Annotated in this window: 16 protein-coding genes and 1 tRNA gene; 11 read left to right on the plus strand and 6 right to left on the minus strand. The window is 41.7% G+C overall.

Annotated features, from left to right (window positions below; translation table 11 throughout):
• The first annotated feature begins 305 nt into the window (after positions 1 to 305).
• The 4 genes from pds to HWQ37_RS05030 all read left to right on the plus strand — a co-directional run bounded on the left by pds (position 306) and on the right by HWQ37_RS05030 (position 4,389).
• Positions 306 to 1,745: a 15-cis-phytoene desaturase gene (pds, locus tag HWQ37_RS05015; protein WP_292744532.1), complete on the plus strand. Its 1,440-nt coding sequence runs from the start codon at positions 306 to 308 to the stop codon at positions 1,743 to 1,745.
• Positions 1,729 to 2,661, plus strand: coding sequence for a 15-cis-phytoene synthase CrtB (crtB, locus tag HWQ37_RS05020; protein WP_292744535.1), 933 nt, complete (start codon positions 1,729 to 1,731; stop codon positions 2,659 to 2,661). The genes pds and crtB overlap by 17 nt, the downstream gene beginning before the upstream one ends.
• A 120-nt stretch (positions 2,662 to 2,781) precedes the next feature.
• A tRNA-Ser gene (locus HWQ37_RS05025) sits at positions 2,782 to 2,873 on the plus strand.
• A gap of 196 nt (positions 2,874 to 3,069) precedes the next feature.
• Positions 3,070 to 4,389 carry an ABC transporter substrate-binding protein gene (locus HWQ37_RS05030; RefSeq protein ID WP_292744538.1) on the plus strand — a complete coding sequence of 440 codons (1,320 nt, stop codon included), beginning with the start codon at positions 3,070 to 3,072 and terminating at the stop codon, positions 4,387 to 4,389.
• Between the two features lie 63 nt (positions 4,390 to 4,452).
• Here HWQ37_RS05030 and HWQ37_RS05035 read toward each other — a convergent pair whose 3' ends face one another.
• Positions 4,453 to 5,295, minus strand: a complete 843-nt coding sequence (locus tag HWQ37_RS05035; protein WP_292744541.1) for a hypothetical protein — start codon at positions 5,293 to 5,295, stop codon at positions 4,453 to 4,455.
• Between the two features lie 545 nt (positions 5,296 to 5,840).
• Here HWQ37_RS05035 and HWQ37_RS05040 point away from each other — a divergent pair.
• Positions 5,841 to 6,158, plus strand: a complete 318-nt coding sequence (locus HWQ37_RS05040) for a hypothetical protein (protein WP_099102821.1) — start codon at positions 5,841 to 5,843, stop codon at positions 6,156 to 6,158.
• A 230-nt stretch (positions 6,159 to 6,388) separates the two neighbouring features.
• Entirely contained in the window at positions 6,389 to 8,116 is a 1,728-nt protein-coding gene (locus HWQ37_RS05045; RefSeq protein WP_292744544.1) for a succinate dehydrogenase/fumarate reductase flavoprotein subunit, read from the plus strand.
• A gap of 97 nt (positions 8,117 to 8,213) precedes the next feature.
• Here the strand turns inward: HWQ37_RS05045 and HWQ37_RS05050 are convergent, their stop codons facing one another.
• Together HWQ37_RS05050 and HWQ37_RS05055 are read right to left on the minus strand one after the other, a co-directional pair.
• Positions 8,214 to 8,915, minus strand: coding sequence for a DUF4276 family protein (locus tag HWQ37_RS05050; protein ID WP_292744547.1), 702 nt, complete (start codon positions 8,913 to 8,915; stop codon positions 8,214 to 8,216).
• Positions 8,912 to 10,093, minus strand: coding sequence for an ATP-binding protein (locus HWQ37_RS05055; RefSeq protein ID WP_292744549.1), 1,182 nt, complete (start codon positions 10,091 to 10,093; stop codon positions 8,912 to 8,914). The genes HWQ37_RS05050 and HWQ37_RS05055 overlap by 4 nt, the downstream gene beginning before the upstream one ends.
• A gap of 132 nt (positions 10,094 to 10,225) precedes the next feature.
• Between HWQ37_RS05055 and HWQ37_RS34805 the strand changes: the two genes are divergently transcribed.
• The 3 genes from HWQ37_RS34805 to HWQ37_RS05065 all read left to right on the plus strand — a co-directional run bounded on the left by HWQ37_RS34805 (position 10,226) and on the right by HWQ37_RS05065 (position 11,026).
• Positions 10,226 to 10,387 carry a DUF6888 family protein gene (locus tag HWQ37_RS34805; RefSeq protein ID WP_465249668.1) on the plus strand — a complete coding sequence of 54 codons (162 nt, stop codon included), beginning with the start codon at positions 10,226 to 10,228 and terminating at the stop codon, positions 10,385 to 10,387.
• A complete protein-coding gene (locus HWQ37_RS05060) occupies positions 10,384 to 10,593 on the plus strand; it encodes a DUF6887 family protein (protein WP_292744551.1) in 210 nt (69 codons plus the stop codon). The genes HWQ37_RS34805 and HWQ37_RS05060 overlap by 4 nt, the downstream gene beginning before the upstream one ends.
• 247 nt (positions 10,594 to 10,840) lie before the next feature.
• A complete protein-coding gene (locus HWQ37_RS05065) occupies positions 10,841 to 11,026 on the plus strand; it encodes a DDE transposase family protein (RefSeq protein ID WP_292744553.1) in 186 nt (61 codons plus the stop codon).
• Between the two features lie 62 nt (positions 11,027 to 11,088).
• Here the strand turns inward: HWQ37_RS05065 and ctpC are convergent, their stop codons facing one another.
• Both ctpC and ispG read right to left on the minus strand, forming a co-directional pair.
• Positions 11,089 to 12,372 carry a carboxyl-terminal processing protease CtpC gene (gene ctpC, locus HWQ37_RS05070; protein WP_292744555.1) on the minus strand — a complete coding sequence of 428 codons (1,284 nt, stop codon included), beginning with the start codon at positions 12,370 to 12,372 and terminating at the stop codon, positions 11,089 to 11,091.
• Between the two features lie 228 nt (positions 12,373 to 12,600).
• Positions 12,601 to 13,827 carry a (E)-4-hydroxy-3-methylbut-2-enyl-diphosphate synthase gene (ispG, locus tag HWQ37_RS05075; protein ID WP_292744557.1) on the minus strand — a complete coding sequence of 409 codons (1,227 nt, stop codon included), beginning with the start codon at positions 13,825 to 13,827 and terminating at the stop codon, positions 12,601 to 12,603.
• Positions 13,828 to 14,177: 350 nt separating this feature from the next.
• Between ispG and HWQ37_RS05080 the strand changes: the two genes are divergently transcribed.
• Positions 14,178 to 14,375 (plus strand): hypothetical protein, encoded by a 198-nt coding sequence (locus HWQ37_RS05080; RefSeq protein ID WP_292744559.1) that lies wholly within the window; start codon positions 14,178 to 14,180, stop codon positions 14,373 to 14,375.
• Positions 14,372 to 14,632: a type II toxin-antitoxin system RelE family toxin gene (locus HWQ37_RS05085; protein WP_292744561.1), complete on the plus strand. Its 261-nt coding sequence runs from the start codon at positions 14,372 to 14,374 to the stop codon at positions 14,630 to 14,632. The genes HWQ37_RS05080 and HWQ37_RS05085 overlap by 4 nt, the downstream gene beginning before the upstream one ends.
• Before the next feature lie 158 nt (positions 14,633 to 14,790).
• Here the strand turns inward: HWQ37_RS05085 and HWQ37_RS05090 are convergent.
• Positions 14,791 to 15,894, minus strand: a 1,104-nt coding sequence (locus HWQ37_RS05090) for a pentapeptide repeat-containing protein (protein WP_292744563.1), incomplete at its 5' end; no start/stop codon positions are given.

Raw genomic sequence — 15,894 nt, forward strand, 5'->3', positions numbered from 1 at the left:
AATACACGAATTAGCAAATAAATCAACTACTTTAAGACCACATTTGGGATTACCTTATTTTCACTCAAAGGAAATACTTTTGTTGGTCTGATTTTCCTCTATGTAAAGATAGATGAAATGCTTGCTCAAACCTATTGCCAACAATGGTATTGATAATTTGCTTAGGTAGGTGTGTGTAGGTAAAATTCCCTTTGTAAAAAGTTTTTTGGGGAAGCGATCGCACAATAACTGCCAAATGTAACGGATTGCAACGTATAATGAGAACGATAAAACGGTTAAGAAATATTGAAGAGCAGTAGGGTTACATGCGAGTAGCGATCGCGGGAGCGGGACTAGCAGGGCTTTCCTGCGCGAAATATCTTACAGACGCAGGTCACACACCCATTGTCTTGGAACGTCGAGACGTTCTAGGCGGTAAAGTGGCCGCGTGGAAAGATGCTGATGGAGACTGGTACGAAACAGGTCTGCACATCTTTTTTGGTGCATATCCCAATATGTTGCAGTTATTCAAAGAACTGGACATTGAAGATCGATTGCAGTGGAAAGAACACACAATGATCTTCAACCAGCCAGATGCACCAGGTACTTACAGCCGCTTTGATTTCCCAGATTTGCCGGCACCAATTAATGGTATAGTGGCAATTCTGCGAAACAACGATATGCTGACATGGCCAGAAAAAATCCGCTTTGGCATCGGGTTATTACCAGTCATGATTCAGGGGCAAAAGTACGTTGAAGAAATGGACAAATATTCCTGGACAGATTGGCTGCGTAAACACAAAATTCCAGAACGAGTCAATAAAGAAGTTTTTATTGCCATGGCCAAGTCGCTGAACTTCATCGACCCAGATGAGATTTCGGCAACCATTCTTTTAACTGCCCTGAATCGTTTCCTCCAGGAAAAAAACGGCTCGAAAATGGCCTTTCTGGATGGTTCACCCACAGAACGATTGTGTCAGCCCATAGTAGATTACATCACCGAAGGCGGTGGAGAAGTCCGCTTGAATGCCCCCTTAAAAGAGATTTTGCTGAACGCCGATGGTAGCGTCAAAGGATACTTGATTCGGGGGTTGAATGGGGAAAAAGATGAAGTTTTCACGGCGGATTTGTATGTATCTGCCATGCCGGTTGACCCTTTGAAGGTGATTTTGCCAGCACCTTGGAAAGAAATGGAGTTTTTCCAAAAGCTAGAAGGGTTGGAAGGCGTACCTGTGATTAACGTGCATTTGTGGTTTGATCGTAAACTTACACAAATTGATCACTTGCTATTCTCGCGATCGCCCCTCCTCAGCGTTTATGCTGATATGAGCAATACCTGCCGTGAATACGCCAACCCCAATCGCTCAATGCTGGAATTAGTTCTAGCCCCGGCAAAAGATTGGATTGCCAAATCCGATGAGGAGATTGTGGCAGCAACTATTGCCGAGTTAGAAAAACTCTTCCCCGACCACTTTGGGGGAGACAATCCAGCAACATTGCTGAAATCTCATGTGGTGAAAACGCCCCGTTCAGTTTACAAAGCGACCCCTGGTCGTCAACAGTACCGTCCCTCGCAAACAACCCCGATTAGTAACTTCTATCTCAGCGGGGATTACACCATGCAACGCTACTTAGCCAGTATGGAAGGTGCCGTACTTTCTGGTAAGCTGACAGCGCAGGCGATTTCTGAGGCCCTCCCGGTAGAAAATTCCTCAAACCTGCAAACGCTCACCCGACCGCCCGCAACGAATGCTGCAACTGCCTGATTCCCCGCCGCGCATGAAAACGCTGGTCTCTGTAGACGAGTCATACAAACTTTGTCGGCATCTCACAGCAAAGTATGCCAAGACTTTTTACCTGGGTACTTTGCTGATGAGTCCGGTAAAACGTCAATCTATTTGGTCAATTTACGCTTGGTGTCGCCGTACAGATGAATTGGTGGATGGCCCCGCATCTGCTATTACCACGCCAGAAACCCTAGACCTATGGGAACAGCAGCTGGAATCGATTTTTGCGGGTCGCCCATTAGAAAATTACGATGTAGCTTTAGTTGATACCCTCCAGCGCTTTCCGATGGACATTCAACCATTTCGGGATATGATTGCCGGTCAGCGTATGGACTTATATCGTAGTCGTTATGAAACCTTTGAGGAGTTATACCTCTACTGCTATCGTGTTGCTGGCACTGTTGGCTTAATGTCAACATCCGTTATGGGTGTGGATAACACCATATATGTAGCACCGTGGCGGCAAAATATACAGCCTTATGTTCCCATAGAAGAAGCGATCGCTCTGGGAATTGCTAATCAACTCACCAACATCCTGCGGGATGTGGGAGAAGATGCCAAACGGGGACGGATCTACATTCCCCTTGAGGACTTGGCAAAATTCAACTACAGCGAGCAAGACTTCTTCAAAGGTGTGGTAGATGATCGTTGGCGGGCATTAATGCGCTTTCAAATTGACCGCGCCCGTCAATTTTACACCACATCTGACCGGGGAATTACTTATTTAGCATCCGATGCCCGTTGGCCTGTGTGGGCAGCATCAATGCTGTACGGGCAGATTTTGGAGGCAATTGAACGCAACGATTACGATGTATTCAGTCAAAGGGCTTACGTTCCCCAGTGGCAAAAGTTACGTACTTTACCTATAGCTTGGATGCGATCGCAAGTCCTTTAAAAAATTAGTCATTTGTCCCTAGTCCTTAGTCCTCAGTGTTTTATAAATGACAAATGACAAATGACAAATGACTATTGACTCTTCCCAACCAACCTGCTATCATTAGTATTCGTGAGTCATGGAGAGGTGGCTGAGTGGTCGAAAGCGGCAGATTGCTAATCTGTTGTACGGCAGGCAACTCCGTACCGAGGGTTCGAATCCCTCCCTCTCCGTTTTCCAGCCTTTAATAAATACACGGAGTATATTCTGTGTAGAAAAATAAATATTAATACCGCGTAAATACTCCTACTCCCAAAGATGGATGATATGATTTATCCTTTGGAGACTTGATAAGATCCAGCTAAGTTACAAATCTAGTTTGGATCTTATTTTTAGGCTCCTAAATATTTTGAGGAGTGAGAGTAATTTATGAAAAAAATTAGCACCGCCTTAGCCTTCAGTATAGCTACCCTCGCAACTGGGTTTCTAGTTGGGGCTTGTGGTGATAACAATACCCCCAACGGTACAGCTAATAACGGGAGTAGTGCTACCCCAGCCGCAAACTCAACTACTACAAGCAGTGCTAAAGGGCTAAAAATTGGTTCACTGCTACCGACAACAGGCGACTTGGCTTCTGTAGGACAGCAGATGCTAGGTTCAGTCCCTTTACTAGTGGATACAGTCAACGCTTGCGGTGGGGTGAATGGCGAACCTGTTACTTTGGTGCAAGTAGACGACCAAACCGACCCGAGAGCGGGTGCAGCCGGTATGACTAAACTAGCAACTTTAGATAAAGTGGCAGGTGTAGTTGGTTCCTTTGCCAGTAGCGTTTCTAGTGCAGCAGTTTCCATTGCCACACCGAATAAAGTTATGCTGGTTTCCCCTGGTAGTACCAGTCCTATATTTACTCAAAAAGCCCAAAAAGGCGACTATAAAGGTTTTTGGGCGCGTACTGCTCCCCCTGATACCTACCAAGCACTAGCTTTAGCCCAACTTGCCAGAAAAAAAGGTTTCAAGCGAGTTTCTACAGTTGTGATTAATAACGACTATGGCGTTGGTTTTGAAAAAGCATTTGTGCAAACTTTTGAAAAATTGGGTGGAACCATCGTTAATAAAGATAAGCCCGTCCGCTACGACCCGAAAGCCCAGACATTTGATACAGAAGCGGCGGCGGCTTTTGCTGGTAAACCAGATGCAGTCCTAGCTGTACTTTATGCGGAAACTGGCAGTTTGTTCCTGAAAGCCGCCTATCAGCAAGGTGTGACGAAAGGAGTGCAAATTCTACTGACAGATGGGGTAAAATCACCTACTTTTCCCGAACAAGTAGGCAAAGATGGTGATAAATATATTTTAACTGGAGCGATCGGTACAGTACCTGGTTCCGATGGTAAAGCACTAGAAGCTTTCACCAAGCTGTGGAAGGATAAAAAGGGTGGTGCGCCAGGAGAATACGCTCCTCAAGCTTGGGATGCAGCAGCTTTATTGACATTGGCGGCGCAAGCTGCTAAAGAAAATACAGGCGTTGGCATAGCCGGCAAAATCCGTGAAGTTGCTGATGGCCCTGGCACAGAAGTTACTGATGTCTGCGAGGGATTGAAGTTACTTAAAGATGGTAAAAAGATTAACTACCAAGGAGCTAGCGGCAACGTAGATGTTGATGCTAACGGCGATGTCATTGGTGTATACGATGTTTGGACAGTCGGAGACGATGGCAAAATCAAGGTAATTGACAAAGTTACCCCTAAGTAGAAATTTAGGAGTTATGAGTTATAAATTTAATCTTAATAACTCCTAACTCCTAACTCTTAACTTTTAAAGCCCACTGAAGTTGTAACCAACTCCTAATAATAAGCCCACATCAGTTTGATCGAAAAATCCGGCATTTACAGCAGCCGTTGCGGTAAATTGAGGAGTTAGAGGCACATCAATGCCAGCAGATGCCAAAAATGCAAATTGCGAATCACCACCAGTTTTGTAAGCTGCACCCACTCCGATGTAAGGTGCGATCGCTAATGGTTCGCTAAAAGCATCTGCTGATTTGAAGTTAAAATCATAGGTGATCGGAAGTAGAATTGTGGTGTTATCCCCAAATATGGCTGAGGGTCGCACTGATATAGAATTTGTCAGTCCAATTTTGCTGACTACCGCAAAGTTACCGTCGCCCAAAGAGGTGTCACCACCACTCAAACCAATGTTAGCGGCGATGCCAAGATAACTACTACCGCCACGGGTAGCTCTACCTAAATCAATATCCGATTGCGCCACTTTGGGAGCAGAGGGTTGAACAGTAGTTTGAGAAGTCGGTTGGACAAACTCAGAGGCGAGCGTCGCAGATGAGGTCGCTACCGTGCCTGGAACGGGTATGGGTATTGCACTGGCGTTTTCCTGTATCCCAGTGTTGGGTAGCTGCTGTACCTTAGCTAAATTGGTAACTGTAAAAGTTTCAGTTGTTTCTGTAAAGAGATTTTGGCTTGCAGTGTTTAGTTCTGGACTAAACTCGTTGGGAGACGCTATGGTTGCGGAAAGTTCGGTTAATGGTTGACTGCTCACCTTGTCTACTGTCTGGGCATTTGCAGATAAGCCGCTACTCAGGAATGCAAGAGCAGCTATACTTGGCAACCAAAAAACACCTTTACGAAGAAAAATAGTATTCACATTCACTCCTAAAACAATGTTGCCACTAAAAATAAAGGTTTTTGTTGATTTAAGTCAACAAATTCGGGCAATACTCAAAATTTAACATCAAAAAATCGGTTTTACATCCAGATTTTACTTGATTTCTCTAGTTATTATTTACTAGCAAAAAATTAAATACTATAACAATCTTGAATGATTCCTGATAAACAAGATTCCCGACAACTTTTAGAAAGTCGGGGATGTGTGAGTTGCAATTTTTACAAATTAAATAGAATTACCATATATTTATTTTGAATATCCTGAATTTGACAGATGACAAATAGTCTGTTTGCCTAAAACTAAGATAGTCTTTGTTAAGGAGGCGATGCCTACGGCGGGCTGCGCCAACGCAATTGCCATATCTTCCATGAACGAAAGAGGTTTTTTAGCATAGCTGCCTTACCTCCTTTGGCGGCTAGATTGTGAAGTGATATTACGAAGCTTGCAAAAATATTTAGAAATTGCCTACAAGTCAAACATAGTTCTAACGTAGAACCTATTAGGAGAGACTTGAGGCAAATGTGATGAGCGAAAATAATATTCAAAAGTATCGGTTTGTCTGTACCCTGACTTTCGGTGATATCTACGGTCAAATAATTGTTTGGTTGATTACAATTACCCTAAGTTTGGCATCAGCCTTGGCGCTAATGGGTGCCAAACGGCCCGTGTACGCTTTAGCAACAGCCGGTCTGGTTGTTTTGCTATCGCTACCTTTCTTGTTGTTTGCGTTTGTCACTACCTTGTTAAATCATATTGAAGTCAGTCCTGTAGGACCGGGAACCAAAATGGAACCCATACCAGGTAATGTGTCTCAGCAACAACCTGTACAAGCAACTAGCTAGAGAGTTAGGAGTTAGGAGACGCGATTAATCGCGTTTGTACAGGAGTTATGAGTTACTCCATTTGTGCATAACTCTTGGTTTTTAACTTTTTACTCCTAATTTCAAAATTTGTTATCACCTCCCTGTCCATAAGCAGGGATTTTTTGTCAAGATACCACTGTTGCAACGCACTACCTAATTCATCACGTCTCTACAATAGAACAGCAGTGGTTTGCAGTCGGGGGCTAAATATGCTGGAACATGATGTGATTATTGTCGGGGGTGGATTAGCAGGATGTCGCGCTGCTTTGGAAATTGCCCGTATTAACCCTAGTTTAAATATTGCTGTGATTGCCAAAACTCACCCAATTCGATCGCACTCAGTTGCGGCTCAAGGTGGTATGGCTGCATCGCTGAAAAATGTTGATTCCGAAGATAGTTGGGAAGCACATGCTTTCGATACTGTCAAGGGTTCTGATTACTTGGCAGACCAAGATGCTGTGGCGATTCTCGCCCAAGAAGCGCCAGATGTGGTAATTGACTTGGAACATCTCGGCGTTTTATTTTCTCGCTTACCCGATGGGCGCATTGCTCAACGGGCTTTTGGGGGACATTCTCATAACCGCACTTGTTACGCTGCTGACAAGACCGGTCACGCAATTCTGCACGAATTGGTTAACAATTTGCGGCGTTATGGGGTGCGAGTTTATGAAGAATGGTATGTGATGCGTCTCATTTTAGAAGAGAATGAGGCGAAGGGTGTGGTAATGTTCCACCTTTTGGATGGACAGATTGAGGTGGTGCGGGCTAAGGCGGTGATGTTTGCCACAGGGGGCTATGGTCGCGTTTATAATACGACCTCTAATGATTACGCTTCTTCTGGTGATGGTTTGGCAATGACTGCGATCGCAGGTTTGCCCCTCGAAGATATGGAATTTGTGCAGTTTCATCCCACTGGTTTATATCCGGTAGGGGTGCTGATTTCAGAAGCTGTACGGGGTGAAGGGGCGTATCTGATTAATAGTGAAGGCGATCGCTTTATGGCCAACTATGCACCTAGCCGTATGGAACTAGCTCCTCGTGATATTACCTCACGAGCGATCGCTTACGAAATTCGCGCTGGTCGTGGTATCCATCTTGATGGAAGTGCGGGTGGTCCCTTTGTCTATCTCGATCTACGCCATCTGGGTAAAGAAAAAATTATGAGTCGCGTTCCCTTCTGTTGGGAAGAAGCCCATCGTCTAGTAGGTGTTGACGCAGTAACTCAACCTATGCCAGTCCGCCCGACAATTCACTATTGTATGGGTGGTATCCCAGTTAACACCGATGGTCAAGTTCGTAGTAGCGGTGATGGTTTAGTTGATGCTTTCTTTGCTGCGGGTGAAACATCTTGTGTTTCTGTACATGGTGCAAATCGTTTGGGGAGTAATTCACTATTGGAATGTGTCGTTTATGGTAAGAGAACTGGGGCTGCGATCGCTAAATTTGTCCAAAAACGCAAGTTACCCTCTGTAGATGAGCAACGGTACATAACAGAAGCCCAGCAACAAATTCAAGCTTTGTTAGAACAACCAGGAGAGTACCGTATTAACCAAGTGCGTGAAGCTTTTCAAGATTGTATGACTGAGTACTGCGGCGTTTTCCGCACTGAGGCATTAATGACTGAAGGTTTGCAGAAACTAGGAGAAATACAACAAAAATACCCTCAAGTTTATTTAGATGACAAGGGTAGTTGCTGGAATACCGAACTCGTGGAAGCTTTAGAATTGCGAAGCTTGATGGTAGTAGGACAGACTATCTTAGCATCAGCCCTGAATCGGCAAGAAAGTCGTGGCGCTCATTTCCGCGAAGATTATTCCGAGCGAGATGATACGAACTTTCTCAAACACACAATGGCTTACTATTCACCAGCCGGAATTGATATACAATATCGACCGGTGGCGATTACCATGTTTGAGCCAAAAGAGCGGAAGTATTAGTTAAGGATGAAGTGTGAAAGATGAAGACTGAAAAACTTTATCCTTCATACTTTATTTGATAACTTAGGCAAAGTATTTGAGAATGATAAATAATTGACTAAGGAATTATAAATAGATCAAGATATCTAACAAATTCTCCAAGGCTAGAAACACTATTGACAAGTTGCATATATAAAAACTCATAATCTAAGCTTGAAACAATTGTATTCACCTGATTCCTTTGCTTTTTGTAAGCTCTACCTACAAGTTTATAAATCAAGTCCATATCATTAGCAGGATGAGGTCTTGTCTCCATATCATCAGTTTGAGGGTTAAATCCAAAAGTCGCTTTAATTTTGTCTGGAGTAAGACTTAAATCTATTTTCATGAAATGGTTCCATTCTGCTAAAAACCATGACTCTATTTCCATGACAGCAAGAACTATATGAATAGGAATCGTCCCTTTTGGTAAGAAGGAGTTCAAACGACTTTGTAGCTTTACTTTTTCAGCTATGGCTATTGGATAAACATCTCTTAATCCTATTACTCTCTCAAAGCCAGATCCAATTAAAGAATTATATTGATCCCTCATGTCTGAAATAACACTGGTATCACTACATGAGTTGTAAACTAAGACATAGAATTTTGTTTGGAAAGTAATATTATCGCTCATTATTAAGGTATTAATTCTACTTCCTGGTTTACCGCTTAAAGATTGTTCGTCTATTGCAATATTATTTTTTCCAGCAATCTCTTTAAGCAATGTTCTTACAAAAATCTGTTCTGTTTGCCCCTCCACAAAAATAGCTAGCTTTTTCACTGCTCTATCTGCTCCTGATTACCAAACCCTTCTATATAAAATTGAGTGGCAAAAAAATCGAAATTGTTTAGACCAGTGAATTTAAAATCCTCAAATATTTGCTTTGAATTATGTATGTTGTGAAGTTTAGCTAATCCTGGTTTCCTCTCAATCACCGACCAATACTCCAAAGGAACACCATTCATGATAAAGCGATCATTAGTGGTCATCACTAACTGAACTAATCCAGTGTTTGCTTTACTAATAAGTAACTCAATCATTGCTGATGCTCTTTCAAAGTCGAGTCCTTCTCCAATATCATCTATTAATATACAACTAGGCTTTTTAGCTAAAAGTGAGTAGTTTATTTGAATGATTAGAGATAAAGCTCTAAACATACCTTGAGATATTAGCCCTTGTTCGGTTTTATCTTTTAAATCACTTTCTTGAACATAAAGACATTGTATATATTCTAAGGAAACTTCCTTTTCTTCATCAGGAAATATACCTGATGGCGTTTGAGTGCCAATTTCAGATATGTTGTAACCTATAGATAACATATCTGATTTGATAAATTCAATAAAAGCAGGATTTAAATTATCTTTTCCTAGCTTGAATATATCAATTACGTTATCTGTATCTCTCAACTTTATCTTTTTTATTGTTTTAAAAGGGGGGGCGACCGCAAGATTTTTCCTACCTAAGTCTGTTCCAAATTGATAATAATTCAAGGAAATTGCCCAATTATAAATATCATCAAAAACAGGATGCTGGATAGAATCTCTCCGATGGAAAGCAGCAACTTCATCAGTGGGAGTCTGAAATTCAATCTCCATTTGTAGTTTTTCAGCCCAAATCCGACCCTCACCTGATTCATTTCTGTCAAGGTAATTCTTAGAACCAATAGTGAAACTCTCTTTAACTACCTGACCTTTATCAACTATCAATATATAGACTTTCTTGTTATCTTCGTTATCAGAATCAAAAGTTAATTTCCACTCTTGCAATATACGATAAGGTCTTAGACTTTCGTTACCAGATAGGAAACGCGATATCTGGTTGATAGCTCTCAGTATTTTTGATTTGCCAGAGGCATTTTTACCAACAATCAAGTTTACATTACCTAACTGGCAACCATCTAAACGCCACTCACTTGGCAAAGCTTTATCCTGACAATATTCTACTAAGTCTAATTTCATGTATTTTTAATTGTTCCAGGTAAGATTTGTTAAAATTTATTTACAAGTTATACTGATTATGATGAATTATGGCGATATGTACTTAATGCAGTCTATTAGTAAGGCTCATACTAAATTCTAATGCTATTCATAATGGAAGCGATATTCCTTTGCCAATTACTTTCTAATTTGTATCAGCCTATCCAGGTTTTTTGCTATGACCAAAAGCTGAAAACACTTTATATTCAAGCTGGTTTGAACGATGAGATTGCAGTCATAATTGATCAAGATGGGAATTGGAAATTTGTTCTATGATGCAAAACCTCAACCAGATGACCAATACTGAAATAAAACAATATATTTCAGAACATAGAAATGACGAAGAAGCGTTTCGGGCTGCATTACAAGTTTTGATGAGTCGTTCTGACTTCTCTACACAACACCCTTATCCTTTCTCCCTTGACAATCCTGAGAGTGAGGTAGAAGCTCTTCTCTTAGAGAAACTCAATCGAACTGAGTGATTGCCTATCGTCCATAGTTTAAATTCAGGCTTAATAAAGCTCTGCCTAAGTTCGTAGGGAATTGATTTTTGAGGATAGGGTGAGCAACAGGAACTATCCTCAAGCATCTAAGATATGATTGCTTGGCAAAAAAAACCACAGGGTTCTACGATCGCACCTACAGAATGTAGGATTTAGCAGTAAGTGCGAAGATATTTTCTGTATGCAGTAAAATTCTGACTATAAAAACAAGATTTTTATTTAAAATATGAACAACTCACAAACTTGGTATATTGTCAAGCGTTCTGCTGGAAACTGTGAAATTATCCCCAGCGACCAAGTTGGTGATGATAATCCAGAGATTATAGAACAGTGGGGGCCTTTTAATTCGCAAGAAGAAGCGATCGCTCGGCGTGTCGGACTTATTAGGGCTGGTAAATGCCAACCAATTTAAGTTAGGAGTTAAGAGTTAACAATGATGTTTTTATTCCTAACTCCTCACTATTGACTCCTAACTTATTTTTCTGCTGTAGGTGTGCCATTAGCAGCAATTTTTTTACCTATGACTTCCACTGCTTTAGCGAATTGAGGGTCTGCAAGAGTAGCGAGTTTGTCACGTTCATGGAGCCACAATTCCTCCATCTGCTTTTTGGTCAACTCCACCTTCACATCTGGCGAAATGCCTTTGTGATTGATATCAGTACCATTTGGGGTATAGTAATGAGCAATTGTCACCGCTAATCCTGAACCATCTTCCAGAGGACGCACTGATTGCACCAATCCCTTACCAAAGGTTTGAGTTCCGACCAAAGTAGCACGCTTATTATCTTGCAAAGCCCCTGAAAGGATTTCACTGGCACTAGCTGAACCTTTATCTACCAGCACCACCAAAGGTTTATTTGTCAAGGCTTTTCCGTTTGCTTCTTCCTTTTCTGCCTCTCCTTGGCGTTCAACGGTGGAAACAATCTTACCTTTATCCATCCACATCCGGGCAATATCCACACTGGAGAAGAGTAAGCCGCCTGGATTACCACGCAGATCGAGAATATATCCAGCCACCTTTTTGCTTTCTAAATCTTTGATAGCAGTTTGCATTTCTTTACCAGCATTGGCGCTGAACTGGTTCAAACGGATGTAACCAAGATTTCCGGCTGGGGTTTTCTTTTGAGAAAACTTAACTGGATGGATTTCAATTCGCGCCCGTTTGATGTCAAACTGTTTTGTCTTACCGTCGCGCTGAATCGTCAGGCTGACTTGGCTTCCGGCTTCACCTCTAATCAAGGAGACTGCTTGATTGGTATCCATCCCCTTAGTATCTTTGCCGTCGATTTTCAGGATGACATCTTTCGCCAAAACACCAGCTTTAAAAGCTGGTGTGTCTTCAATTGGCGCAATTACAACCAATTGCTTGGTTTTTTCATCCTGACTAATGGTGATCCCAATCCCTGTCAATTCTCCAGAGGTATCCACCTGCATATTCTTGAATTCCGATGGGTCCATAAATCGGGTGTACGGGTCTTCTAGCTTTTTCAGCATTTCCCGAATGGACTTATACGCATCCTGCGGATTACTGTAGGACTTGCTCAAGTATTCCTTACGAACAGCTTGCCAATCTACTTGATTAAAAGTACCGTCTACATATTGGCGTTGGACAATTTGCCAAACTTCATCTACTAATTCTTTAGGACTTGCTTTAAATAAAGCCTGACCTCGGGAATGAATGCCAAGGCTAGTAACAGCGATCGTGGAGAGTGTAACTGCCGTAGCACCCAAAACAAGCCTACTTTTTGTAATCACCATAATGACAGCTGCGTCAGAGGGAAAATATATAATCAGTATGCTCAATCTAACACAGGCTAACACTTACAGACCAAGTATCTATTCTTAATTTAAACAAAATACTTGACAATCTGGCGAATTTGAGAATTGGGCGTTAGGAGTTAGGAGTTAGGAGTTAGGAGTTTTGTTTATCTCCTTGTCCCCCTTGTCCTCCTTGTCCCCCTCATCTCCCTCACTCCCCTCGCCGCTTTAAGGTTCTACCCAGCGTTCATCTGCCTTAATCAGGTTAATTAATTCCTCTACACCTTTATCTTCTGGGACTTTTTTAATTTCTTCTCGGCCACGATACAAAGAAATGTAACCAGGTGTTTTGCCAACATAACCATAGTCGGCATCTGCCATTTCTCCGGGGCCATTGACAATGCAACCCATAACTGCAATATCTAACCCAGTTAAGTGTTTAGTGGCTTCCCGAACTTTGTGCAGCACTTCTTCTAAGTTAAACAAAGTGCGTCCACAGGAAGGACAAGCGACGTATTCCACCATCGTTTTTCGCAATCCCAAAGCTTGGAGAATGCTATAGCAGACGGGAATTTCTTTTTCTGGTGCTTCTGTCAGTGAGACGCGAATTGTATCGCCAATGCCATCAGCAAGTAAGGTAGCAATACCAGCCGTGGATTTAATTCGCCCGTATTCGCCATCACCAGCTTCGGTAACGCCTAAATGTAACGGATAATCCATACCCAGATCATCCATGCGCTTGGCCATGAGACGATAGGCGGCTACCATCACCGGTACTCGTGAGGCTTTCATGGAAATTACTAAGTTGCGGAAATCGAAAGACTCACAGATGCGGATGAATTCTATGGCAGATTCCACCATTCCTTCGGGGGTGTCACCGTAAGTAAATAGCATACGTTCGGCGAGGGAACCGTGATTTACCCCAATTCGCATCGATTTACCTTGATCGCGCAAAGAAACTACTAGAGGTTCTAAGGTTTCGCGGATTTTATCGCCAATTTCGTCAAATTCGCTTTTAGTATATTCAGTTCGATTGATGTTTGGCTTTTCAAACACATACAAGCCCGGATTAATCCGTACTTTCTCTATATGGTTGGCAACTTCTACGGCGATTTTTAGCCCATTGTGATGGACATCAGCCACAATTGGCACGTCTTGGTAAGTTTTAATTAATTTTTGTTTAATTTCCCCTAAAGCTTTCGCATGAGCCATACTCGGCACTGTGACGCGGACAATTTCGCAGCCAATTTCGTGCAGACGACGAATACCAGCTACGGAACCATCAATATCAAGAGTGTCTTCATTAATCATGGACTGGACTACAACGGGGTAGCCGCCGCCGATGGTGACATTTCCCACCTTTACAGGGCGAGTTTTACGCCGCTTGATGGTTGTATCAAAGGTGGCTTGAGTTGATGTGATGCTTGAAGTGTTGACTGTGGGCAGAGTTTGCATAACCTGACTAGGTAAATTTGCTGTAGCTCAAATATCAGATTTAATAAATCTCTGTTTCCCAGATTGCCACAGGTGGTGGCTCTTTGGGTGATTAGATAGAAAAAAATCAATAACACAGCACAACAGATCAAGAGCGATCGCTTTTCTCTTGTGAATGGTAAGGAGCGATCGCTTTCCCATTCTCATATACGGTCAACTGCGTCAGCCTTTCTCACTATCCACAGTGCGATGTCCTGCATGATGAAGTGCGTTGGCGCAGCCCGCCACACGCATCGCAATTTCTTACTTGAGTTAACAAGACTTCAATAACCATCATCTTATAATAGAGTCAACCAGCATAAACGGAATTTATGAATGCCAAACAGAAAATAATTGAAGAGATAGAAAATGTACCAGAAGAGATTGTATACGAGGTTCTGAACTTTTTACTTTTTTTGAAAGCCAAAGAAGATTTAGAAGATTTAGAAGATGCAAAAGCTGCATTGAAAGAAGCACACGAGGTTGGTACGATTTCCTTGGGTGAACTCAAAAGGGAATTAGGTTTGTGAGTTACGAAGTAGAAATTACTCCGGCTGCAAAAAGACAGATAAAAAAATTACCCTATGATGTTCAACACAAAGTGGTTGCTAAATTGGAAGAACTTGCTTTTGAACCTCGTCCTGATGGTGTGAAAAAATTAGAAGGTTCTGATAATTTATATAGAGTCAGATTGGGAAAATATCGAATTATTTACGAAATACAAGATGGTTTACTATTAGTCACGGTGGTCAAAGTAAAGCATCGTAGTGATGTTTATAAATTGTGAAGAACTAAAAATCGGGAGCATCCCAAATGTGCAAAAACGCCTTACCGCTTTCGCATTCTCATACATGATGCAAGTGCGATGCGATCGCTTGATTATTGAGTCACAAATACTACCGAATTCATCGTAATTCTATTAGCCAACCTGCAAGAATTTAACAACTATAAATTATCATTCTTTATACTACCATCAGGCATAATTGTATTGTAAAAAATAGCACCATCAAATTTTGTATCTTTTAAATCTGCTTGTTCAAGATTGGCGTAACTGAGATTAGCTTGCTGTAAATTAGCGTTTTTTAAAGAAGTATTCTTCAAGTTAGCATTGCTTAGATTAGCACCAATTAAGTTAGCATTATTAAGATTGCGACCTCTCAAGTTGATATTGCTTAGGTCAAAGTACTGTAGGTCAAAACCTCTTAGATTACATTGAGACTTTGATAAATCCGCACCAGCACCAATGTAAGTTGCGTTAGTTAAATCAATTTCAGGTGGAAAAATTGTCTTTGAACTGTAAATAGCCCTAGACAATTTCGCACTATTCAAGTTTGCACCAGTCAAGTTAGCATCAATGAGATTGGCATATTCTAAGTTGGCATAACTCAGGTTTGCATGACTCAAATCAGCACCACTCAAGTCTTGGTATTCCAGCCATGCTTTACTTAAGTTGGCACTGCTCAAATTGACACCAGGAGCAATGAAGTATGCTTGAGAAAGTTGTTCAATATCAGCAGGTAAATTTGGATCTGTATAGAGAGCATTTTTTAGGATAGTACCACTAAGATTTGCTCCAACTAAAAGAGTACCAATTAAGTTTGCATAACTTAAGTCAGCATTTGTGAGGTCAACACTACTTAAATCCATACCCCTGAGATCAGCATACTGTAAATTGGCACTACTCAAATTGACATTTTTTAATTCAAAATAATAAAAGAAACTGAGGTCAATACGGCTTAAATTAGCTCCACTCAAGTTGGAGTTTATCAGCTCACCATCCGCTAGCCTAGCGCGTCTTAGATCGGCATCACTCAGGTTAACATTGCTCCCACCATTGATCTGTGATGCTCCTTGTAAATTGGCACGACTTAGATTAGTATTGCTCAGTTCGGCACCATCTAATTCAGCACCATACAAATTAGCATCACTCAGATTGGCATAACTTAGATCGGCACAACTTAAATCGACTTGATGCAAATTAGCGCTTTGAAGGTTAGCATCACCAAGGTTAGCATGACTGATGTTAGCTCTACTTAGATTTGCACTGCT

This window comes from Nostoc sp. NMS4 (assembly GCF_017115095.1).
In the GTDB taxonomy this organism is placed as follows: domain Bacteria; phylum Cyanobacteriota; class Cyanobacteriia; order Cyanobacteriales; family Nostocaceae; genus Nostoc.